At 69.1% G+C, this 19,409-nt stretch carries 24 protein-coding genes; 15 read left to right on the top strand and 9 right to left on the bottom strand.

The window, feature by feature from the left end:
• The first annotated feature begins 245 nt into the window (after positions 1-245).
• Positions 246-725, top strand: coding sequence for a DUF6232 family protein (locus ACFQ4H_RS12575; protein ID WP_377570317.1), 480 nt, complete (start codon positions 246-248; stop codon positions 723-725).
• A 23-nt stretch (positions 726-748) separates the two neighbouring features.
• Here ACFQ4H_RS12575 and ACFQ4H_RS12570 read toward each other — a convergent pair whose 3' ends face one another.
• Positions 749-1,612: a helix-turn-helix domain-containing protein gene (locus tag ACFQ4H_RS12570; protein ID WP_377570314.1), complete on the bottom strand. Its 864-nt coding sequence runs from the start codon at positions 1,610-1,612 to the stop codon at positions 749-751.
• Between the two features lie 306 nt (positions 1,613-1,918).
• Here ACFQ4H_RS12570 and ACFQ4H_RS12565 point away from each other — a divergent pair, with 306 nt between their 5' ends.
• Positions 1,919-2,119, top strand: coding sequence for a DUF397 domain-containing protein (locus tag ACFQ4H_RS12565; RefSeq protein WP_377570313.1), 201 nt, complete (start codon positions 1,919-1,921; stop codon positions 2,117-2,119).
• Positions 2,120-2,433: 314 nt separating this feature from the next.
• Positions 2,434-2,628 carry a DUF397 domain-containing protein gene (locus tag ACFQ4H_RS12560; RefSeq protein WP_377570312.1) on the top strand — a complete coding sequence of 65 codons (195 nt, stop codon included), beginning with the start codon at positions 2,434-2,436 and terminating at the stop codon, positions 2,626-2,628.
• A 35-nt stretch (positions 2,629-2,663) separates the two neighbouring features.
• Here the strand turns inward: ACFQ4H_RS12560 and ACFQ4H_RS12555 are convergent, their stop codons facing one another.
• Both ACFQ4H_RS12555 and ACFQ4H_RS12550 read right to left on the bottom strand, forming a co-directional pair.
• Positions 2,664-3,005, bottom strand: coding sequence for a DUF3817 domain-containing protein (locus tag ACFQ4H_RS12555; RefSeq protein ID WP_377570310.1), 342 nt, complete (start codon positions 3,003-3,005; stop codon positions 2,664-2,666).
• A 27-nt stretch (positions 3,006-3,032) separates the two neighbouring features.
• The gene (locus tag ACFQ4H_RS12550) at positions 3,033-3,449 is read right to left on the bottom strand and encodes a hypothetical protein (protein ID WP_377570309.1); all 417 of its coding nucleotides are present in this window, start codon (positions 3,447-3,449) and stop codon (positions 3,033-3,035) included.
• Between the two features lie 179 nt (positions 3,450-3,628).
• Here ACFQ4H_RS12550 and ACFQ4H_RS12545 point away from each other — a divergent pair, with 179 nt between their 5' ends.
• The 3 genes from ACFQ4H_RS12545 to ACFQ4H_RS12535 are packed head-to-tail and all read left to right on the top strand — an operon-like array spanning position 3,629 to position 4,917.
• The gene (locus ACFQ4H_RS12545) at positions 3,629-4,006 is read left to right on the top strand and encodes a DUF6158 family protein (protein WP_377570307.1); all 378 of its coding nucleotides are present in this window, start codon (positions 3,629-3,631) and stop codon (positions 4,004-4,006) included.
• Positions 4,007-4,031: 25 nt separating this feature from the next.
• Entirely contained in the window at positions 4,032-4,346 is a 315-nt protein-coding gene (locus ACFQ4H_RS12540; protein ID WP_377570389.1) for a hypothetical protein, read from the top strand.
• Between the two features lie 16 nt (positions 4,347-4,362).
• Positions 4,363-4,917 carry a DUF1360 domain-containing protein gene (locus ACFQ4H_RS12535; RefSeq protein WP_377570305.1) on the top strand — a complete coding sequence of 185 codons (555 nt, stop codon included), beginning with the start codon at positions 4,363-4,365 and terminating at the stop codon, positions 4,915-4,917.
• Between the two features lie 42 nt (positions 4,918-4,959).
• Here ACFQ4H_RS12535 and ACFQ4H_RS12530 read toward each other — a convergent pair whose 3' ends face one another.
• The 3 genes from ACFQ4H_RS12530 to ACFQ4H_RS12520 all read right to left on the bottom strand — a co-directional run bounded on the left by ACFQ4H_RS12530 (position 4,960) and on the right by ACFQ4H_RS12520 (position 6,834).
• Entirely contained in the window at positions 4,960-5,163 is a 204-nt protein-coding gene (locus ACFQ4H_RS12530) for a hypothetical protein (protein ID WP_377570304.1), read from the bottom strand.
• A gap of 21 nt (positions 5,164-5,184) precedes the next feature.
• Positions 5,185-5,403 carry a hypothetical protein gene (locus tag ACFQ4H_RS12525; protein WP_377570387.1) on the bottom strand — a complete coding sequence of 73 codons (219 nt, stop codon included), beginning with the start codon at positions 5,401-5,403 and terminating at the stop codon, positions 5,185-5,187.
• A gap of 336 nt (positions 5,404-5,739) precedes the next feature.
• A complete protein-coding gene (locus ACFQ4H_RS12520) occupies positions 5,740-6,834 on the bottom strand; it encodes a 3-deoxy-7-phosphoheptulonate synthase (RefSeq protein ID WP_377570303.1) in 1,095 nt (364 codons plus the stop codon).
• A 276-nt stretch (positions 6,835-7,110) separates the two neighbouring features.
• Here ACFQ4H_RS12520 and ACFQ4H_RS12515 point away from each other — a divergent pair, with 276 nt between their 5' ends.
• The 5 genes from ACFQ4H_RS12515 (at position 7,111) to ACFQ4H_RS12495 (ending at position 11,921) form a co-directional block, all read left to right on the top strand.
• Positions 7,111-7,341 (top strand): hypothetical protein, encoded by a 231-nt coding sequence (locus ACFQ4H_RS12515; RefSeq protein WP_377570300.1) that lies wholly within the window; start codon positions 7,111-7,113, stop codon positions 7,339-7,341.
• A 45-nt stretch (positions 7,342-7,386) separates the two neighbouring features.
• Complete coding sequence (locus ACFQ4H_RS12510) at positions 7,387-8,697, top strand: M16 family metallopeptidase (protein WP_377570299.1); 1,311 nt, start codon at positions 7,387-7,389, stop codon at positions 8,695-8,697.
• Between the two features lie 114 nt (positions 8,698-8,811).
• On the top strand, positions 8,812-10,158 hold the full coding sequence (locus ACFQ4H_RS12505; protein ID WP_377570297.1) for a M16 family metallopeptidase: 1,347 nt from the start codon (positions 8,812-8,814) through the stop codon (positions 10,156-10,158).
• A 169-nt stretch (positions 10,159-10,327) separates the two neighbouring features.
• Entirely contained in the window at positions 10,328-11,353 is a 1,026-nt protein-coding gene (locus ACFQ4H_RS12500) for an aspartate-semialdehyde dehydrogenase (protein ID WP_377570295.1), read from the top strand.
• Between the two features lie 127 nt (positions 11,354-11,480).
• The gene (locus ACFQ4H_RS12495) at positions 11,481-11,921 is read left to right on the top strand and encodes a PPOX class F420-dependent oxidoreductase (RefSeq protein ID WP_377570292.1); all 441 of its coding nucleotides are present in this window, start codon (positions 11,481-11,483) and stop codon (positions 11,919-11,921) included.
• A gap of 79 nt (positions 11,922-12,000) precedes the next feature.
• Here ACFQ4H_RS12495 and ACFQ4H_RS12490 read toward each other — a convergent pair whose 3' ends face one another.
• Positions 12,001-12,852, bottom strand: coding sequence for an SDR family oxidoreductase (locus ACFQ4H_RS12490; protein ID WP_377570291.1), 852 nt, complete (start codon positions 12,850-12,852; stop codon positions 12,001-12,003).
• 336 nt (positions 12,853-13,188) lie between these two features.
• Between ACFQ4H_RS12490 and ACFQ4H_RS12485 the strand changes: the two genes are divergently transcribed.
• The 4 genes from ACFQ4H_RS12485 (at position 13,189) to ACFQ4H_RS12470 (ending at position 16,959) form a co-directional block, all read left to right on the top strand.
• Positions 13,189-13,524: a hypothetical protein gene (locus ACFQ4H_RS12485; protein ID WP_377570289.1), complete on the top strand. Its 336-nt coding sequence runs from the start codon at positions 13,189-13,191 to the stop codon at positions 13,522-13,524.
• Positions 13,521-14,879, top strand: coding sequence for a YcaO-like family protein (locus ACFQ4H_RS12480; protein ID WP_377570288.1), 1,359 nt, complete (start codon positions 13,521-13,523; stop codon positions 14,877-14,879). The genes ACFQ4H_RS12485 and ACFQ4H_RS12480 overlap by 4 nt, the downstream gene beginning before the upstream one ends.
• The gene (locus ACFQ4H_RS12475) at positions 14,858-16,429 is read left to right on the top strand and encodes a TfuA-like protein (protein ID WP_377570285.1); all 1,572 of its coding nucleotides are present in this window, start codon (positions 14,858-14,860) and stop codon (positions 16,427-16,429) included. The genes ACFQ4H_RS12480 and ACFQ4H_RS12475 overlap by 22 nt, the downstream gene beginning before the upstream one ends.
• A 113-nt stretch (positions 16,430-16,542) precedes the next feature.
• Positions 16,543-16,959, top strand: a complete 417-nt coding sequence (locus tag ACFQ4H_RS12470) for a CBS domain-containing protein (protein WP_377570283.1) — start codon at positions 16,543-16,545, stop codon at positions 16,957-16,959.
• A 117-nt stretch (positions 16,960-17,076) separates the two neighbouring features.
• Here ACFQ4H_RS12470 and ACFQ4H_RS12465 read toward each other — a convergent pair whose 3' ends face one another.
• Positions 17,077-18,168, bottom strand: a complete 1,092-nt coding sequence (locus ACFQ4H_RS12465; RefSeq protein WP_377570282.1) for a winged helix DNA-binding domain-containing protein — start codon at positions 18,166-18,168, stop codon at positions 17,077-17,079.
• Positions 18,169-18,181: 13 nt separating this feature from the next.
• Positions 18,182-19,387 carry an MFS transporter gene (locus ACFQ4H_RS12460; protein ID WP_377570280.1) on the bottom strand — a complete coding sequence of 402 codons (1,206 nt, stop codon included), beginning with the start codon at positions 19,385-19,387 and terminating at the stop codon, positions 18,182-18,184.
• Positions 19,388-19,409: the final 22 nt, after the last annotated feature.

Raw genomic sequence — 19,409 nt, 5'->3', positions numbered from 1 at the left:
GGCGGACTGGGGCCTTCCCTTTCCTGGCGCGGCCTTCGCACAATGACTGCGGGAGGCCGGAAGGTCTCTACGGAAGCGGCGCCGTAGCGAAAACACGATCGGCACCTGGCTGCCACCAGGTGCCGATCCACACAACCATCCACACCAGCCCGCCTCACGAGTGGTTGGAGGCACGCGTGAATCCTACTCGCCCCTCTGTGCGCCCACCAGATGTACTCTCCGTAGCGCCCGACAGTGCAAAAGACTTGAATTCGGTCGCTCTCTATCAGCGGCCCGGCATCTCCATTACGGGCAGCTGGTTCGTGGTGGGAGCCCGACGTTATTCGGTGAGCGAACTCAGCCAACTACACACCGCCCGGGGGCCGCACGATCCGTTGACCGTCCGCGCGGTGGCCGTCACCGGCGTGCTGCTGGCCGGAATCGGCGTGGCACTGGGATACACCGGTGGGCTCTACCACCTGACCGCGGCGGCCTATCTGACGCTGGGCGTCGCGGCGCTCGTACCGGTGCTACTGGCGATCATCGGCCACCGGTGGCGGCCACCGGCGTACGAACTCTGGGGCAACTACCGGGGAATGACGATGCTGCTGTTCAGCAGTGATCAGGAACGGGAGTTCGGCCAGGTGACCCGGGCCCTGCTCCGGGCCCGGGAAGTCGCCCGGCTCGGTGGTCTCGGGGAGCCGTTGGTTTCCACGGCGGACATCTGGTATCCGAAGCCTCGGTAGAGGGGGGACGCGCGCGGGCGGGCTCAGTCGAGCTCGCCCGCGAGCAGTGTGATCCGGGCGAGGGAATCCGCCGGGCTCAGCGCGGCCTGCTGCAGCCCGGCGAACGTCTGTACGTGGGACATGACGGCGTCTGGCTGGTCGAGTACGTCCTCCAGGCCGGTGCTCTCCAGATAGACCACATCCGGGTCCTCCGCCCCGGCGAACCTGATGATCACGAACTGGCCGAGCGGGGTGTACAGCGGGGAGGTGAAGGGCAGCACCTGGATCGTTATGTGGTCGGCCTGGGCCAGGTTGACCAGGTGTCGTAGCTGGTCCCGGATGACGGTCCGGCCGCCGGTCTGCCGATGCAGGGTGGCTTCGTCGAGGACCACGTCGATTGCCGGCGGGTCCGGGCGCTCCAGCACCTCGCGCTGCCGTCGCATGCGCAGTGCGACCGAGGCCTGGGCCTCGCTCGGATCGCTGAAGTTCGGGATCACGATCTTTGCTACCGCCTGGGCGTAGGCGGCGGTCTGGAGCAGGCCGGGCATTCCGACGGACTGATAGAAGCAGAGTCTCGACGCCTCCGCCTCCAGCCCGATGTAGGAGAAGTACGCCGGCGGCACACTGTCCCGGTACTGGGACCACCAGGTGCGTTGTCGGGCGACCCGGGCCAGACCGACGAGTTCGGCCACCGCAGCCGGATCACTCACCTGGTAATGGTGCAAAAGGGCTTTTACGTCATTGGTGGAGATCGAAACGTATCCGGCTTCTATCCGGATGAGTTTTGAAAGCGACCAGTCCATGGCCTGGGCCACCTGCTCCTGCGTCAGCCCGGAGGCTTCGCGGGCCCGCCGAATGGCCGATCGGAGCTTCCGCCGTCCGACCGTAGGTCCATATGCAGTGGCCATCAGGTAACCCTTCCTTCAACGGCACGAGGGCGGCCGAGCGAGGGGTCACGTTGGTGGTGTCGTAGGGTGCCACCTGGCTACCCGCTACCTATCTATTGGCCAGGCTCTTGTGCAGGCTACACCTCGTTGTTGGCTTACACCAGCTATCGCCATGATGGCGCAACTGGTCGATCGCGCAAAGTGTCCATGACTGGCGGAACAACATAATTTCGCAGTTTTTCAGGAATTGCGGCGTGTCCTTCGGCGGGTTAATGTCTGGGCGTCGCGGCGCCTGCCGCAAGTTGGAGTAGGTGCCGGGGAGGGCGCATGTCGCAGACGGGTTCCGTCGTGGGTGTCTGGCGGAAGAGCAGCCGATGCGAATCTCAGCAGTGCGTCGAGGTTGCCCGGACTGCGACTGGTATGGCCGTACGTGACTCGGCCGATCCCGGTTGGCACATCACGATCGCATCGCCGGCCTGGCAGGCGTTCGTGGCTTCGGTCCGCGACGGCGAGCTGGGGCGTCGGTAGCCCTGAACGTGATGTCGGCCCTGAACGTGATGTCGGCCCTGACGCGATGTCAGCGCCGCGGCTGCTCGGCCCGTACCGGCGGCGTGTGGCCGACGGGACGGTCTGACGCCGCCGGGGCCTGACGGTCCCCGCCGGTGCCCGTGTCCCTGCCGGTAATCGAGCCGTTGCCCGGGATTCATGTTGGCTACCCGGCGTTCATTCAAGTTTGTCGCCTTCTGGGACGAGCCGGGGCGTGAGACATTGAAATGGGACGATGGACGTCCGGTGTGTCTCGCGTCCGACATTGACCGAGTCGTCGGGAGTTGGCGGATCCTATGGCGGATCGAACAGGGCAGTGGTGCCGGAGCAGCCGCTGCGAGTCGCACAACTGCGTCGAGGTGGCGCTCGCGCCGGATCGGGTGTGCGTCCGTGACTCGCAGGCCAACACCGCAGGGGGCCTCGAGTTCGGTGACGACGCCTGGCGGGCGTTCTGTGCGGCGCTCAGGGCCGGCCGGCTGACCGGCAGGTAGTCCCCCGGTCAGCCGCCACCTGGTTGGCTGGCGCGTCAGCCCTTGACCGGCTCGCGCTCCTGCTTCTGGCCCTGCTCCCGCTGTCCGGCCCGGGCCCAGCCGACTACCACCCGTTCGGCGTAGAACGACACGAACGGCACCGTTCCGGCCAGCATCACCAGGATCATCCGGCTCAGTGGCCAGTGCGCCCGGCGGCCCAGGTCGAAGGCGGCCACCAGGTAGATCATGTAGAGGAAACCGTGGCCCGGGCCGATGGTCTCCACGACGATCGGTTCGTCCCAGATGTACTTGAGCGGCATCCCGACCACAACAAGCATGATCAGTACGACGCCCACCACGTAGGCGATGATGCGGTAGCGGGTCAGGGCAGCGCCCACCTCGATCGGTCCCTTCCTGCCCGACGATCAGCCGGGGTAGTCACTGGGGCGAGCGCCCGGATTGGCGTTCAACCACGACAGGTATTGGTTATAGGCGGCCAGGTCGGGATCGTTGCCGCTGTCCGCCGACCGGGCAGCCAAGCGGGCCGAGCGGACCGGCCGGCGTACCCCTGGCATGGACGGCGGTGCGGTGTCGGACACGGAACCGTCCGGCTCGGTGTCGGCCCCGGGTCGACCGCCGCGCAGCGTGTACCGCGCCTCACGGACCCACAGGAAGATCACGAAGCCGCCGAAGATCGGCCATTCGAATGCGTACGCCCAGCTCAGCGTGTTTCCCGACGAGGCCCGGCTGATCTGCCACCAGGCCAGCGCCAGACACGCGGCCACCAGGACGACGGTGATCACGTGGCGCGCGATCCACGCCGGTGTCCACAGCCGTTTCATGCTCAGAGCGTACCGGTGTCCCGGACGACTCTCCGACGCACCGTCGTAGTTCTTGGCGAGGTCGGGGATTCGTCCGTGGCCGGGTAGCGGGGTTCTTTACGCCACGCTCGTGGGTTTGGTGGTGGCCGGTCCGGGCAACCGTCTAGTTGCCAGCCCAAAGAGAACCCCGGAGGGCGACCATGAGCGGTTCAGTGCACCGCGACCAGTTTCCACCCACCACCAGGCCGAGTGTGCCCGTTGACGCCAGCCCGGAGCAGCGGCTCGGCGAGTGGGACGGCGACCATCTGCGCGATACCGGCGACTCGGGTCGGTACGGCACCGAGACCGTCGGTTTCGAACAGATGGACCTGCTCGGGATCGATCCGGCCGAACTCAGCGACGAAGATCTGATCCGGGAGATGCACAGCCTGCACCGCACCCGACTGGACATTCTTCGACACGCCCCGGACCACGCGCTGGCCACCCACCTACGCCGGACCGCCGAACTGGAGACCGAGTACCTCGCCCGCTATCCGGGCCGGGAGGTCGACCCGAGCCGGCTGCGGCCAGGTGTCTGAGGTGGGCGCGCACGCTGAGCGGGGCATGTCCGCCCCGCCGGAGGTCGTCTTCAACACCGCGACCGACCCGGCCCGGTCCAGTTGGCTACCCGAGCCGTTACGGCGGAAGGCCAACGGACGCAGCCCGTCGCTGGCCGAGGAAGCGCTCTGGGCCCGCTGGGACTGCGGCGAGGAATCCGGCTGGATGGCCCAGCTCCAGGTGCGGCCGATCGAGGCCGGCGGAGCCCGGGTACGACTCGAACTCGTCGCCGACCCGCCCGAAGACCGGCTCGACGACCTTGCCAACGATTCACTGGCCAGCCTCGCCCGCGCGGTCGTGGACAACCTGAACGCCGGCTGACCACGGGAGGAGCCAGATGAGTGAGCGAAGCGTACGGGCGAAGATCTCCCGCCTGCGGCAGGCGTACGCACCCCACGATCATCGGCCACTCGGCGGCTATCTGGTGGCGATGGGAACGTACACCGGGGTCACCGGCCTGCTGGCGACCCTGGTGAAGGTGACCGGACGGCCGGTGCCGGTACGTCCCTCGACCGCCGACATCGTGCTGGTGTCGATCGCCACCCACAAACTCAGCAGGGTGCTCACCAAGGACGCGGTCACCAGCCCACTGCGGGCACCCTTCACGCAGTACGACAAGCCGATCGGCAGCGGCGAGGTGATGGAGCAGGTACGGGACTCCGGCAGCGGCACCCGGCATGCAATCGGTGAGTTGCTGAGCTGCCCGTTCTGCCTCGCGGTCTGGATCGCCACCGGGCTGACCGGTGGTCTCGTGTTGGCTCCCCGGCTCACCCGACTGGCCGCGACCGCCCTGACCGCCGTGGCCGCGTCCGACTTCCTCCAGATGGGGTACGCCATCGCCCAACAGGCGGCCCACCGTCCGGCCCGACCGGTCAGCGCCTCACCCGGCTGAGGGCCGCCCGGTATGCCCGAGGGCAGGACGGGGGCCGCCGTCTCAGCGTTCCATGCCTGACCAGCCCCGGGGTGACTCCGGTTCCGGATCAGGTTCCGTACCGGTGATGATGTCCTCGGCAACCGCCGTCTTGTCGTGCTCGCTGGCGAAATCGGGATCGCCGTCCGGATCGCCCACCGGCTCGTCGGCCTCGACGGCTGGCCGGCCGAGGGCAGGCAGCCGTTGGGGCTGGTCGTACTCCGACATCTCGCTCCCCATGCGTTCCACTCAGCCGGGTGCTTCGCCGAGCACCTCGGCGGCCTCGTCCAGCGCGTACTCGCCCTGTGGCATCGCGGTGATCCGGGTGAGGAACTCGGCAGGCATCTCGGCGGCGACCGCCCGACGGTGGATCTCCGACTGGGTGATCCGATCCTGGCCGAGGTAGATGTCATCGAGCAGGTCGTCGACGTCCCGGATGGTAGGTGTCTCATCGGTCACGGCGATCAGCTACCCGGGCGTGGGGTGGCCAAACACCCGAAGGTGGTCGGGCGGCGGAGCCGGTGGGTGTGAGCTGAGGCACGGCGACGGCCGGAACATCGGGACCCGGTGGCGAGTTGAGATGAAGGTCGGTGTGACCAGTGTCCCCGGGCCTCACCTATTTTGCCTTCGCGGAATACCGTCCGGCTGGAGCCGCGTCGCGCCACTCGCCGAGAGGCGACCTGCACACCGACACCGCGCCGCCCACGGCCCTGCCGTGGGCGGCGCATTTTTCGTCTGCGAGGTTGGGACAGGTCTCTGCCAATCGCTTTTGCGTCGGGCGGAGACCTGTCCCAACCAGGCCACTCAGTTGCGGCCCTGACCCGCCGGCAGTACGGCCCGACGGGCCCGGACGGCCCCGGCCAACTCCGTCAGCACCGCCTCCGTCTGCGTCCAGCCCAGGCAGGCGTCCGTCACCGACTGCCCGTAGACCAGATCCCGGGTCGGGTCCAGGTCCTGCCGGCCCGGCACCAGGAACGACTCCAACATCACGCCGACGATGCCGCGCTGACCGGCCGCGAGCTGCCCGGCCACGTCGGCCGCCACCACCGGCTGCCGGCGGTGGTCCTTGCCGCTGTTGTCGTGGCTGGCGTCGATCACCAGTCGTTCGGGGAGCCCTGCGGCCCGGAGCAGGGCCAACGCCTCGTCCACCGAGTCGGCGTCGTAGTTCGGCCCGGACCGGCCACCCCGTAGCACCAGGTGGCAGTCCGCGTTGCCCCGGGTGTGCATGATCGCTGGTGCTCCGGAGACGTCGATACCGGGGAAGACGTGCGGCACCCCGGCGGCCCGGATCGCGTCCACCGCCGTACCGAGGCTGCCGTCCGAGCGGTTCTTCATCCCGATCGGCATCGACAGGCCGGAGGCCAACTGGCGGTGCACCTGGCTCTCCACCGTACGGGCACCGATCGCGCCCCAGGCCACGGTGTCGGCGATGTACTGCGGGGTGATCGGATCAAGGAACTCGCAGCCGGCCAGCAGACCCATCCGGATTACGTCGACCAGCAGTGACCGGGCGGTACGCAGGCCGACGTTGACGTCGCCCGAACCGTCCAGCTTCGGGTCGTTGATCAGCCCCTTCCAACCGACCGTCGAGCGCGGCTTCTCGAAGTAGACCCGCATCACGATCAACAGGTCGTCGGCCAGCCGGTCGGTCACCTCCCGTAGTCGGGTGGCGTACTCCAGCGCCGCCACCGGATCATGGACCGAGCACGGGCCGACCACGACGAGTAACCGGTCGTCCGTGCGGTCGAGCACGCCACCGACCGCACGCCGACCGTCGAGCACCGCCGTGGTCAACTGCTCGTCCAACGGCAGCTCGTGGGCCAGCAACGCGGGAGTGGTCAACGGCACGACCCGGTCGATGCGTTGGTCGCTGACGCGCCCCGTACCAATGGTGGTCACGAAGAATTCCCTTCGCCGACGGCCCCGGTGCCGGCGCCCGAGGTTGAGCCGGCTTGCTTGCGCATGGAAAAAGGCAGGGACGAAAGTCCCTGCCTCAGCCGGCTCTGGCGAATGTGGTGACGTCAGGTCATGGCTGAGTCACCGGCACCCAGGGCCGGCTGACTAAACCACAGATACGAACGCGTCACGCCGGCAACCATACCCGACCGACGCCGACCTGACGAAGCGCCGGCAACGTTCGTGTACGACGCACCGGGACCGGGTAGAAGTGGGCCCATGAGCACACCAAGTAACGATCATGAGCGGACCGAGCCCCGGACGGAGTCCCGTGCCGACTACCTGTTGCCGGAGGAACAGCGGGCCGGCAGCGCCGATCCACCGGCCCAGGCGGAGGCGATCCTCACGGAGTCCGACGACCGGGAAGCCGGGCAACCCGCCGCGCCGGACACCTTCGTGGAACGCCGTACGTCGGATGAGGCCGCGTTCGTGGCAGAGCCGCCAGACTGAGGGTGACCGTGGTATCGGCGAAGATCGTGGGATAGCGTCGTGACCATGACCGAGACCGGTTACCCCTGGCCGATCGAGACCACAGAACTGGACAACGGGTTACGTGTGGTCGTCAGCGAGGACCGGACCGCCCCAGTGGTGGCCGTCAACCTCTGGTACGACGTCGGATCGCGCCACGAACCCGCCGGGCAGACCGGCTTCGCCCACCTGTTCGAGCATCTCATGTTCGAGGGCTCGGTCAACGTGGCCAAGACCGAACACATGCGGCTGGTCCAGGGAGCGGGCGGTTCCCTCAACGCCACGACCAACCCGGACCGCACCAACTACTTCAACACCGTGCCGGCCGAGCACCTGGAGTTGGTGCTGTGGCTGGAGGCCGACCGGATGGGCGGGCTCGTACCGGCACTGACCCAGGAGACGCTGGACAACCAGCGTGAGGTGGTCAAGAACGAGCGGCGGCAGCGCTACGAGAACGTCCCGTACGGTGACGCGTGGCTACGGTTGCTGCCACTGCTCTACCCACCGGGTCATCCGTACCACCACGCGACCATCGGATCGATGGCCGACCTCAATGCCGCCGACCTGGCCACCTTCCAGGCGTTCCACACCACCTACTACGCGCCCAACAACGCGGTGTTGACCGTGGTCGGCGACGTCACCCCGAGTGACGTCTTCGCGTTGGCCGACAAGTACTTCGGTGCGCTCCCCGCCCGGGCGGACATCCCGGCCGCCCCGGATGGTCGTACGGTCGTACCGACCGGGGTGCCCGCCCGCGAGACGGTGACCGCCGACGTGCCATCGCCCCGGATCTACCTCGCGCACCGTACCCACCCCTTCGGCGGCCCCGGGTACGACGCGGCGACCGTGCTGGCGGCGGTGCTCGGTGGCGGCCGTGGCAGCCGGCTCTACCAGCGGCTGGCCGATGGAGCCCGACTGGCGCAGCCGGACACCGTCGCGGCCTACGGGGTCGATCTGGCACACGCGCCGGCACCGCTGATCGTGACCGGTACCGCCCGTCCCGGGGTCTCCGCGGACGAACTGGAGGCGGGACTGGTCACGGTGGTGGACGAGGTGGCCACCGGTGGGGTGACCGAGGACGAACTCGACCGGGTCCGTGCGTTGCTCACCACGTCCTGGTGGCGGCAGATGTCCACCGTCGACGGTCGCGCCGACATTCTCGGCCGGTACGCCACGCAGTTCGGTGACCCGGCCCGGGCAGGGGACCGGTTGCCCGGTTGGTTGGCGGTCACCGCCGACCGGATCGCCGAACTGGCCGCCCAGACACTGCGACCGCAGGACCGGGCGACGCTGACCTATCTGCCCGAGGAAGAGCGTGAACGGGAGGCAGGTCGGTGAGCGCGAGGAGTGAGCCGGGTTTGCGAGCCCCGCAGCGTGAACGGGGGGCAGGTCGGTGAGCGCGAGGAGTGAGCCGGGTTTGCGAGCCCCGCAGCGTGAACGGAAGGCAGAACAGTGACCCTGATCTCTGAGCGTCCCGGCACGGGTGCCGCCCGACCGTACCGCTTCCCGCAGATCGTCCGTCGGGCCGTGGGCAACGGGCAGGTGGTCGCCGCGCATCTGCCCGGCCACAACCTGGCCGTCGCGGTGCTGCTGCTCGATGCGGGCGCGGGCCGCGAACCGGTCGGCAGGGAGGGGCTGACCGTCGTGGTGGCCAAAGCCCTCGAAGAGGGCACCACCCGACGTGACTCGACCGCCTTCGCGCTGGCCCTGGAGGGGCTCGGCAGTCAGCTCTCCACCTCCGCCGACTGGGATTCGTTCCAGGTCAGCGTGCAGGTGCCGGTGGAGCGGCTGCTGCCCGCCGTGGAACTGCTGGCCGAGGGGGTCCGTACGCCCCGGCTGGACCCGGCCGACGTGATCCGGGTACGCGACGACGAGGTGACCGCGCTGCGGATGGACTGGGCGCATCCCGGGCCCAGGGCCGATGCGGCGTTGCGGGCCGACCTCTTCGGCATTGCACACCGGCACGGCCGCCCGATGGACGGCGATCCCGACTCGGTGGCGACGCTCACCGTCGACGACGTGATCGCTTTCCACGCCGAGTGGATGACCCGACCCGGCACGTTGCTGGTCGCCGGTGACCTGGACCGACTCGATCTGGATGCGCTCGGCGCGGCGGCGTTCGCCGGTGCTGCGGGTGGCCCGGTCGAGGTGGGTGCCCCGATCGAGGTCGAGGCCCGAACCGAACGGCGGATCATCCTTGTCGACCGGCCCGGTTCGGTGCAGTCGACACTCCGGCTCGGGCATACCGCACCGCACCGCGCCCACCCGGACCACGTGTCGATGGTGCTGGCCGGCACCGTACTCGGTGGGGCCTTCACGTCCCGGCTCAACCATCTGATCCGCGAGGTTCGTGGCTACACGTACGGGATCCGGGCCGACTTCGGGTCGTCCCGCCGATTCGGGCGGTTCACCGTCAGTTCCGGTGTGCAGACCGGTGTGACGGCCCCGGCGCTGGTCGACGCGGTGGGCGAGATCGCCCGTACCCGGGCCGATGGGGTGACCGAGGCGGAGTTGGCGGTGGCCCGCGCCTGGCGGGCCGGGCAGCTCTCGGTGGAGTTGCAGAGTCCGCGGGCCATCGCCGCCGCACTGGCCACCCTGGTCGTGCACGGGCTACCCGATGACTACCACGCCACGCTGCGCAGCCAGCTGCTCTCCGCCACCGAGGCCGAGGTGTCTGCGGCGGCCGGCAGGTACCTGCGCCCGGGCGGCCTGACCCTGGTGGTGGAGGGGGATGCGGCGCTGATCCGCGACGAGTTGGTCGCCACGGGCCTTGGTGAGGTGGTCGACGCCGCGCCGTGACGCCGCCACCTGTTCGGCCGGTCGACGTTCTCATGGTCGTCGACCGGCCGAACAGGTGCGGGTTCGTCGCCTGCCGTCGGTCCGGGCGTCAGCCGTCGCCGAACGGCCAGTGCCGCAGGATGGGAATTGATTTGCTGGTCAACGCCCCGAACTGGGTAGCCTCGCGAGTATGAGGATCGGCATTGTGGGGGCCACCGGACAGGTCGGTGGCGTGATGCGCCGACTGCTGGCCGAGCGGCAGTTTCCGGCAGAGCAGGTGCGGCTGTTCGCTTCGGCGCGTTCGGCTGGGCGGACGCTGTCCTGGCAGGGCAGCGAGATCACCGTCGAGGATGCGGAAACCTCGGATTACCGGGGACTGGACATCGTGCTCTTCTCGGCGGGAAAGACGACGTCGAAGGCGCTGGCGCCCAAGGTCGCGGAAGCGGGCGCAGTGGTGATCGACAACTCGTCGGCCTGGCGGATGGACCCGGACGTACCGCTGGTGGTTTCCGAGGTCAACCCGCATGCCGCCGCGGTACGCCCCAAGGGCATCATCGCCAACCCCAACTGCACCACGATGGCGGCGATGCCGATCCTGCGCCCGTTGCATGCCGAGGCTGGGCTGGTCAGCCTGGTCGTCGCGACCTACCAGGCGGTGTCCGGGGCCGGTCTGGCCGGCGTCGCCGAACTGGACGAGCAGGTACGCAAGGTCGCCGAGCACGCCACCGAGTTGGCGTTCGACGGGTCGGCCGTCGAGTTCCCGGCTCCGCGTTCATTTGCCCAGCCGATCGCGTTCAACGTCCTCCCGCTGGCCGGCTCGATCGTTGATGACGGTTCCGAGGAGACCGACGAGGAGCAGAAGCTCCGGAACGAGAGCCGCAAGATCCTGGAGATCCCCGATCTCAAGGTTTCCGGCACCTGTGTCCGAGTGCCGGTCTTCACCGGTCACTCGTTGCAGGTCAACGCCGCGTTCGCCCGGCCGCTGTCGCCGCAGCGGGCCCGCGAGCTGCTGACCGGGGCGCCTGGGGTGGCACTTGCCGACGTACCGACGCCGTTGCTGGCCGCTGGTCAGGACCCGACGTACGTGGGTCGGATCCGGGTGGACGAGACCAACGAGCACGGATTGGCGTTCTTCTGCTCGAACGACAACCTGCGTAAGGGCGCGGCGCTCAACGCCATACAGATCGCCGAGCTGGTGGCGGCGGAGGCCCGCTGACCGGGGTCGGTCAGTCAGACCATCAGCTATCCACTCGAAATGGGGCTGTGCCGGCTGGCACAGCCCCATTTTCCGTGAAAGAGTGCCCGCAGTCGTCGAATCGCGACAGGTCGGACGGAGGTTCGTGATGGCGGGGGACCGGAGCCGGGACGCGTTGCTCGACCTGTTGGGTAGTCGGCACCTGGGGGTGCTGGCGACCATCAAACGGGACGGTCGGCCGCAACTGTCCAACGTCAGTTATGCCTTCGACCGGGAGCGGGGCCTGATCCGGGTCTCGATCACCGACGACCGGGCGAAGACCGCCAACCTACGGCGTGATCCGCGTGCCAGCTTCCATGTCAGCAGCGAGGACGGCTGGTCGTACGTGGTGGCGGAGGCCGCCGCCGAGCTCACTCCGGTCGCAGCCGACCCGTACGACGCCACGGTCGAGGAGTTGATCGACGTCTACCGGGCCGTCCAGGGCGAGCACCCGGACTGGGACGACTACCGTCGGGCGATGGTCGCCGACCGGCGGATCGCCCTGCACCTGCACGTCGACCGGGTCTACGGGATGCCGCCCCGCAGCTGAGACCGGGATCGAGCCACCCGCCCCGGCGACGTCCCGGCGGTACGGCTTCGGGTGACGCTCGACGTCGGCGGTGCACCAGTCAACGCAGGCGGTGCAGATAGTCGTCCAGGCTGATCGGTGGATGGCCGGTCAGCCGCTGGACCGTGTCGCTGACCGTGGCCAGCTCACCTGCGGCGATGGCCAGGTAGGTGCTCACCCACGCCTCCACCTGCCAGTCGGGCGCACCGTAGCGTGCCCGCGAGGCGTACGCCTCTTCGATGCTCTCCGGGTGGTAGCTGACCGTACGTCCCATGGCGCTGCTGAGTTTGGCCGCAACCTCGGTGAGGGTGAGCGAATCAGGTCCGGTGAGGTCGTAACAGGCACCGTCGTGCGCCTCGGGTCGACCCAGCACCACCGCGGCGACGTCAGCGATGTCGTCCTGCGCGACGGCGGCGACCCGCCCGTTCCCGGCCGGGCCGCGGATCACCCCGTCGTCGCCGGCCAGCAGGGAGAGGAAGTCCAGGTAGAGGTTGTCGCGCAGGATGGTGTGGCGCAGGCCGCTGGCCCGGAGGTGTTCCTCGGTGGCCCAGTGGTCGCGGGCGAGGGTGAAGGTGGCGTCCGGGGCCGCGCCGACGAACGAGACGTAGACGATCCGGTCGACTCCGGCGGCGACGGCCGAATCGATGAACGATTGATGTTGTGACACCCGGTCCGCCGATTCCGTCGCGGAGACCATGAACACGGTCGAGATGCCGGCCAGGGCGTGACGTGCGGCGGTCGGGTCGGCGTAGTCGGCCGGGACGACCTCGGCGTCGGCCAGGTCGGGGGCACGGGCCGGATCCCGTACGACGAGTCGTTGGGCTGTGCCGGCGGCGGCCAGCCGGCGGGCGACCCGGCCACCGAGGCGTCCGGTGGCACCGGTGACGGCCAGGGCGGGTGTCGGCAGGACCATGTGGAAACCCTAGTGCTGCCGCCCGCCCGGCTGTCCGGTATCCGTTTGCCGTGCGGTTCCCGTGCGGGTTCGTTCCCGTGCGGTTCCCGTGCAGTTCCCGGGTGGTTTCCGGGCAGACGGCAGCCGGACTCGACGGGTGATGGATGAGGGTAGCCGTAAATGTGGAGAAAACAATGACTTGCCGGACTAAGGGGATATTTTGGGTAGGCTCGGTTGGTGCCGGGCAGTCGAATGGCACCGGTCAGCCGCCCCGGTCTGGCGCGTTGGCGTCCCCGTTCGGTGCGCCAGCCGTAGTGCTCCTGGTACGCCGGCCCGTGAGTGCTCGTGGAGGCAGAGATGGCGACGAAGCCCAGCAACGCGGAAGCCCGTGAGCAGATTCTGGCGTTGGCACAGCGGCTACGCCACGATCCGGAGTTCCTGGAGAACGTCGAAGGAATCATCAACGACAGTCAGCGGAACGAGCGCATCGACCTCTCTGCCTTCACCGTGCTGTTCAGTCGGCGGGACGTGATCGAGGCGCTGCTGGACATCCAGCGGGCGGCGAAGACCGAGCGGCTCGACGGCAAGGAACTCGCTGCCCTGATGCCCAGGTCGGAGGACGCACTACAGAACGGCGTCGCCGCCGCCATCGTCGCAGCTGCCGCCTCCACCGCTGCGGCAGCGCTGGTGTGACCGCCGCCGACGTGACGGCCACCGGGGCCGCAGCCACCGGCGTGACGGCCACGGACTGTCCCGGTGGGGAGGTGGCCGACCCGGTCGTACTGTCCGGTGCCGCGTACCGGGCCCGGAAACAGTTCCGGTACGGCACGCATCGCGTCGTCGAGCCGGAAGAGACCCTGAACGGGATACGGCCGCACTTCGCCCGGGTTGGACTGACCCGCGTCGCCACCATCACGCATCTCGACCGGATCGGCATCCCGGTCACCCTCGCCATCCGCCCCAACAGCCCGACCATGTCCAACTCCTCTGGCAAGGGGTTCACCCTGGCGGCGGCGAAGACCTCGGCGGCGATGGAGGCCATCGAGATCTGGCATGCCGAGAACGTCAGGTTGCCGGAGATCAGAGCCACGTACGACGAGATCGCCAACGGTCACCACGTAATCCCGCGCGACCGGCTGGCGCTGGCCCGCAACTCGTTGTTCAACACCTCCTGGCCCTACCGGTGGACGATGGCCTGGGACATCGTCAACCAGGTCCAGGTGCCGGTGCCGGTCGCAGCGGTGGACCTGGCCGGGCGTCGGTCACTGCACGAACTCGGCTCGTTCCAGCTCAGCTCGAACGGACTGGCTTCCGGCAACCACACCCTGGAGGCGGTCACCGCCGCGCTGTACGAGGTGATCGAACGTGACGCCGTCACCTGTCAGCGGCTGGCCTGGGCCAGTTTCGGGGCGGCACCACCGAGGGTACGGCTGGAGACGATCACCGATCCGCTGGTCTGTGACCTGCTGGAACGCTTCCGAGCTGCCCGGGTCGTACCGGTGATCTTCGACTGCACCGTCGACACCGGCGTACCCGTCTATCTGGCGATCATCTACGACGAGCAGGCCCGCCAGTTCGGCATCTACCGGGGCCAGGGTGCACACCTCGACCCGGCCATCGCCATGATCCGCGCGTTGACCGAGGCCGCGCAGGGGCGGGTCGTCTACATCGCCGGCTCCCGGGACGACATGTTCCGGGACATGTTCGCGCGGTTGAAGCGCCAGGACGATGCCGCGATGATCGCCCGGCTGACCGCCGTACCCGAGACCGTCGACGCCTCGATCGCGCTGAACCGGGCCACCTCCACCTTCGAGGGTGACATCCAACTCGTCGTCCAGGGGCTCGGGCGGCTCGGGCTGGACCAGGTCCTGGTGCTGGACCTCAGCCGGGACGACTTTCCGATCAATGTCGTCAAGGTGATCGTTCCCGGGCTGGAGGGTTACATGCTCGGCAACTACGCCCCCGGCCCTCGGGCACTGAGCTTCCTGGCTCCGAAGGCCAGGGCGGCGGCGACCACGGAGAGCGGATGCGAATTTCGGTATTTCTAGGGCCGTCGCTGCCCGTCGCGGAGGCCAGGCTGATCCTGGACGCGGACTACCTGCCCCCGGCCCGGCAGGCGGACATCGCCACGCTGGCGGCCCGCGACGACCGGCCGGACGTCATCGCCCTGATCGACGGCGTGTTCATGCAGTCCCTGTCCGTCTGGCACAACGAGATCCTCTACGCCCTGCAACGCGGGGTACGGATCTTCGGGGCCAGCAGCATGGGCGCGTTACGGGCCGCGGAGACGGCCGCCTTCGGCACGGTGGGAATCGGCGAGATCTACCGCTGGTACGCCGACGGCACGTTGGAGGACGACGACGAGGTCGCCCTGACCTACGGGTACGGCGGTCCGGAGATCGGGTACGTCGCGTCGTCCGTACCCATGGTCAACGTCCGGGCGACCCTGGCCGAGGCGGTACGGCGGGGCCGGCTGGACCCGGACCTCGCCGAGACCGTGACCACCCTGGCCAAGGCGATCTACTTCCCGGAACGCACGATCCCCGAGATGTTGGACCGGGTGCGCCGGCACGGCGTACCGGACGCCGACGTCGTCAACCTGCGCCGGACCTTCCGGGACCACTACGTCGACCTCAAACGGCGGGACGCCATCACGCTGCTGGAGACACTGGCAGCGCTGCCCGACGAGACCCCCGCCGCGCAGCCGAGCTTCACCTTCGAGCCGAGCTACGTCTTCGAGACGCTCTACAACCGGGATCGCGATGTCCGTCATCTGGGCACGGACATTCCGCTCTCGCAGGTCGCCAACTACGTCGCCCTGCACCATCCCGACTTCGACGAACTCAACGTCAACGCGTTCAACCGTACGATGGCCTCGATCCTGGGCGCGATCATCGGGGTCACTCCCAGCGAATCCGAGATCGACGACGAGTGCGAACGGTTCCGGCGTTGTAACGGCATCGCAGGTGACGACGCTGCGTTGACGCACTGGTGTGCCGGTAACGACGTCAATGCCAGCGAGTTCCGGTTGTTGATGCATGCGTCGGCCGTCGGCCGGAAGCTGCACCGATGGTTGATGACGAACCGGAACCTGGACCGCAACACCCGTTTCGTACTCGATCACCTGCGGTTGACCGGCACCTATCGGGAGTGGGCCGAGCGGGCCGCCGACCAGGAGCTGACCATCCAGCGTCACTACCCGGAGTTTCCGGACGGCGTCGGGGATACTCCGCCGCTGGCCGAGTTGATCAGGGAGCACCTGGCCCATACGGAGTGGGCCGAGCACACCGATCTGGTCTCCTGGTGTGAGGACTTCGGCTTCCACACCGCGCAGGACCTCGAATTGGAACTGCTCCGGGCCCATCTCTACCGACGGGTGCAACGCCGGGTCGAGGACGTTCTGCTCCGTCTGTCCCGGTCGTACCCGGCCGAGCCGTCCCGCCCGGTGGAGCAGGCCTGTCCTGAGCTGTCCCGTCCGGCCGAGCTGTCGCGTCCGGCCGAGCAGTCCCGTGCGGCCGAGCTGTCGCGTCCGGCCGAGCTGTCCCGTCCGGCCGAGCAGTCCCGTCCGGTAACTGAACCGCCGGTCGTTTCCAGCTAGGCCACCTGCCCGGTCACCCCGTCGGCATTGCCCGGTCACCCGACTGCCCGGCGCGGTTACCTTCCCGGCCGGCTCGGGTAGACGCAGGGTGCCCGACACGAGAGGGGAGCAGGATGACGACCGTCGGAGAGTTCATGACGACCCGGTTGGTGACCATGAACGGCACCGACACGCTCACCGCCGCCGCGCAGGAGATGCGCGACCGGGCCATTGGCGACGTGATTGTCACTGAAGGTGACAGTGTGCTGGGTATCGTTACCGACCGGGACATTACGGTACGCGGCGTCGCAGAGGGACTGGACGTCGACAGTACCTCGCTCAACCAGGTCATCAGTCAGGACGTCGTGACCGTGACGCAGTACGACGACGCGGTGGCAGCGGCGGACCTGATGCGGACGTACGGCGTCCGGCGGCTGCCGGTCCTGGAGGACGGACGACTGGTGGGCCTCGTATCACTGGGTGACCTCGCCGTCGAGCGGGAACCGCAGTCCGTGCTGGCCGACATCAGCGCGGACGAGCCGAACAACTGATCCAGCGACCGCTGTGCTCGCGCCGGCCCCGAACGGGGCCGGCGCGAGTCTGTCTGCCGTGCTCGACGCAGTCGAGGCCGGGTCCACGTCCATGCCCCGACGCCGGGTCCGTACGGTCTACGCCTCCACGTCGACGCGTACGTCGGTGGCACCCCGCGCGGTGGCGACAAGTTGTGCCTCGTCGGCGACGGCCGACCGGATGCGGGCGTTCAACGGCTCGAACGGCGTCACCGTGATCTGCAGCCGGGACCGTCCGGCCATCTTGGCCCGCCAGACGCCGAGGATCTCACCATCCACCAGCAGTGCACCGGGGTTGCCGAGGACCCGCCACACCTGCGCCTGTCGGGTCCGGTCGGGCACGAGGAGGTCACGGTCGCGGGCCTGGAGGTACGGGTCCGACGGCGGCAGCAGCCGAACCAGTCGGGGCGGTGCCGTGGCCTGCAACGCGTCGACCTGGTCTGCGGGAAGCCACACGGCCCGGCCGTCGAGGCGTACCTCGGCCAGTCCGTCCGGCCAGACCCGGCGTAGCTCGGCCTGGTTCGTGCCGACGTATCTGGCCGCCTCCGCTGGCGTGGCCGGGCCGAGCAGCCGCAGGTACGTCCGTATCAGCGAGTCGGTGCCCGAGGCGGCCTCCGGGCGGCCGGGCCAGCCGTCGACGGGTCCGATGACGGTCTTCCCACCGACGACGGACAACTCCACCCCGCCGGCCAGCCCGGCCTGTTGGAACAGGCTGCCCGAGATGTGGGTGGACCGGCAGGTCCGGCACGGGTAGGTGACCTCGGCCGGCACCCGCGCGCTGACCGCGCCGCTCACCTCGCCCTTGGGCAGCGGCCCGGTCACCACGGCCGCGAAGGCCTCGGCGGTCGCTGCGAACGCCCCCGTTCCGAGCTTCGCGGCGTCCCGTATCTGCGTGCTGACGAACCGCTTCGTCGCGTCGGCGTCACTGAGCGGCCACAGTGCAGCGGCCAGTCGGGGCAGGTCGTCCCGGCGGTGCAGGTGCGGCGCACCCCGGGCCGCCCAGACCAGGGCCAGCGAGTCGTCGTCCAGCGACGCCGAGGTACGGGCGGCGAGCGCCAGCCGGGCCGAGCCGTACGGGGTGTCCGGCACACCCAGGTCGAGGACGGCGAGATCGACGGGGGCCTGCTCGACCCGGTCGAGTTGATGTGCCGCCACCCGGTAGGCCAGAACCTGGCTCCGGTCGACATCCATTCGGACGATCCCCTTACGAAGAGCCGCGTCGAGCGGGGCTGAACAGGAACGGTACGCAGGCCAGCGCCACGGCGACCGGAGCCAACAGGAATCCGACGAAGACGTGTCCGGTGGTGTCCAGCAGTACGCCGTTGACCGCCGACCCGATCGCGCTGCCGACCGAGAAGGCGGTTGCCGCCCAGGCGAAGCCCTCAGCGACCGTACCAGCCGGGGCGACCTCGTCGATCGAGACGAACGCGACCGTCAGTAGCGGCGACAGCGCCAGACCGCTGACCACCATCAGCGCCAACATGCCGGGTAGCGCGGGGGTGAGCACCAGCGGCAGGAATCCCAGGGCGTAGACGCCGAGTGCCCGGGGCAGCGTGTTGCGGCTACGGAGACCGGAGAAGCGGATGTAGAGCAGGCCACCGATCAGTGCTCCGCCGGCCTGGGCAGCCAGCAGCCAGCCTGCCAGCGACCGGGCACCGGCCGCCTCGGCGTAGCTGGTCGCCGCCACGGCGACACTGCCCACTCCGGATCCGACGAGGAGCAGCGCAACCAGGATCAGCCGGAGTCGGCTGGCGCGCAGGGGGCCGGCCCAGTGGCGTACGGCTGGCTCACCACGCCAACGTCGGACCACCGGCGCGGTCGCGAACAACGCGGTGCCCAGCGCCTGGAACAGCGCGGCGGCGGCCAGGCCGCCGGTCGGCCCGGCGACCTGGGTCGCGGCCAGGGTCACCACCGGACCGGCCACGAAGATGATCTCCTGGGTCGCGGTGTCCAGTGTGTACGCGGTGTGCACCTGGTGCTCCGGGAGCAGGTCGCGCCAGAGCACCCGCAGACCGGCCTCGAACGGTGGTGCGCCGAGCCCGGCCAGGGCGGCGGCCAGCAGGGTGACCGGCAGCCCGAACTGGGCGGCGGCCAGGGCGAACCCGACGGTGGAGATTGCGACGCCGCCCCACATCACCGGCGGCTGCCGCCACCGGTCGGCGATCCGGGCGAGCAGCGGCTGGCCCACGGCCATGCCTGCGGTGTAGGCCGCCACCAGCAGACCCGCTGCGGCGAGGGTCATCGTCTCCCGCGCGAAGATCAGCAGGGCCAGCGGAGCCGATCCCTGCGGAAGGCGGCCGAGCAGGGCGGCGACCAGTACCCGGGCGGTCTGCGGTGCCCGGAGTACGGCCAACGCGCCGGTACCGGACTGCGTGCTGGAATCAGGGGGAGTTGTGGAGATTTCGGACATTGAAGAACGCTCCCAGTGGTGG

It is taken from the genome of Micromonospora sonneratiae, from assembly GCF_042679305.1.
In the GTDB taxonomy this organism is placed as follows: domain Bacteria; phylum Actinomycetota; class Actinomycetes; order Mycobacteriales; family Micromonosporaceae; genus Micromonospora_H; species Micromonospora_H sonneratiae.
This window is presented reverse-complemented; position numbering and strand designations above follow the sequence as displayed.

What these genes read in the sequence shown, in the direction of transcription:
- ACFQ4H_RS12570 (WP_377570314.1), bottom strand. Translation starts at nt 1,612, where the DNA reads ATGGCCACTGCATATGGACCTACGGTCGGACGGCGGAAGCTCCGATCG.
- ACFQ4H_RS12565 (WP_377570313.1), top strand. Translation starts at nt 1,919, where the DNA reads ATGTCGCAGACGGGTTCCGTCGTGGGTGTCTGGCGGAAGAGCAGCCGA.
- ACFQ4H_RS12560 (WP_377570312.1), top strand. Translation starts at nt 2,434, where the DNA reads ATGGCGGATCGAACAGGGCAGTGGTGCCGGAGCAGCCGCTGCGAGTCG.
- ACFQ4H_RS12550 (WP_377570309.1), bottom strand. Translation starts at nt 3,449, where the DNA reads ATGAAACGGCTGTGGACACCGGCGTGGATCGCGCGCCACGTGATCACC.
- ACFQ4H_RS12545 (WP_377570307.1), top strand. Translation starts at nt 3,629, where the DNA reads ATGAGCGGTTCAGTGCACCGCGACCAGTTTCCACCCACCACCAGGCCG.
- ACFQ4H_RS12540 (WP_377570389.1), top strand. Translation starts at nt 4,032, where the DNA reads ATGTCCGCCCCGCCGGAGGTCGTCTTCAACACCGCGACCGACCCGGCC.
- ACFQ4H_RS12535 (WP_377570305.1), top strand. Translation starts at nt 4,363, where the DNA reads ATGAGTGAGCGAAGCGTACGGGCGAAGATCTCCCGCCTGCGGCAGGCG.
- ACFQ4H_RS12530 (WP_377570304.1), bottom strand. Translation starts at nt 5,163, where the DNA reads ATGTCGGAGTACGACCAGCCCCAACGGCTGCCTGCCCTCGGCCGGCCA.
- ACFQ4H_RS12515 (WP_377570300.1), top strand. Translation starts at nt 7,111, where the DNA reads ATGAGCACACCAAGTAACGATCATGAGCGGACCGAGCCCCGGACGGAG.
- ACFQ4H_RS12510 (WP_377570299.1), top strand. Translation starts at nt 7,387, where the DNA reads ATGACCGAGACCGGTTACCCCTGGCCGATCGAGACCACAGAACTGGAC.
- ACFQ4H_RS12500 (WP_377570295.1), top strand. Translation starts at nt 10,328, where the DNA reads ATGAGGATCGGCATTGTGGGGGCCACCGGACAGGTCGGTGGCGTGATG.
- ACFQ4H_RS12495 (WP_377570292.1), top strand. Translation starts at nt 11,481, where the DNA reads ATGGCGGGGGACCGGAGCCGGGACGCGTTGCTCGACCTGTTGGGTAGT.
- ACFQ4H_RS12490 (WP_377570291.1), bottom strand. Translation starts at nt 12,852, where the DNA reads ATGGTCCTGCCGACACCCGCCCTGGCCGTCACCGGTGCCACCGGACGC.
- ACFQ4H_RS12485 (WP_377570289.1), top strand. Translation starts at nt 13,189, where the DNA reads ATGGCGACGAAGCCCAGCAACGCGGAAGCCCGTGAGCAGATTCTGGCG.
- ACFQ4H_RS12475 (WP_377570285.1), top strand. Translation starts at nt 14,858, where the DNA reads ATGCGAATTTCGGTATTTCTAGGGCCGTCGCTGCCCGTCGCGGAGGCC.
- ACFQ4H_RS12470 (WP_377570283.1), top strand. Translation starts at nt 16,543, where the DNA reads ATGACGACCGTCGGAGAGTTCATGACGACCCGGTTGGTGACCATGAAC.
- ACFQ4H_RS12465 (WP_377570282.1), bottom strand. Translation starts at nt 18,168, where the DNA reads ATGGATGTCGACCGGAGCCAGGTTCTGGCCTACCGGGTGGCGGCACAT.
- ACFQ4H_RS12460 (WP_377570280.1), bottom strand. Translation starts at nt 19,387, where the DNA reads ATGTCCGAAATCTCCACAACTCCCCCTGATTCCAGCACGCAGTCCGGT.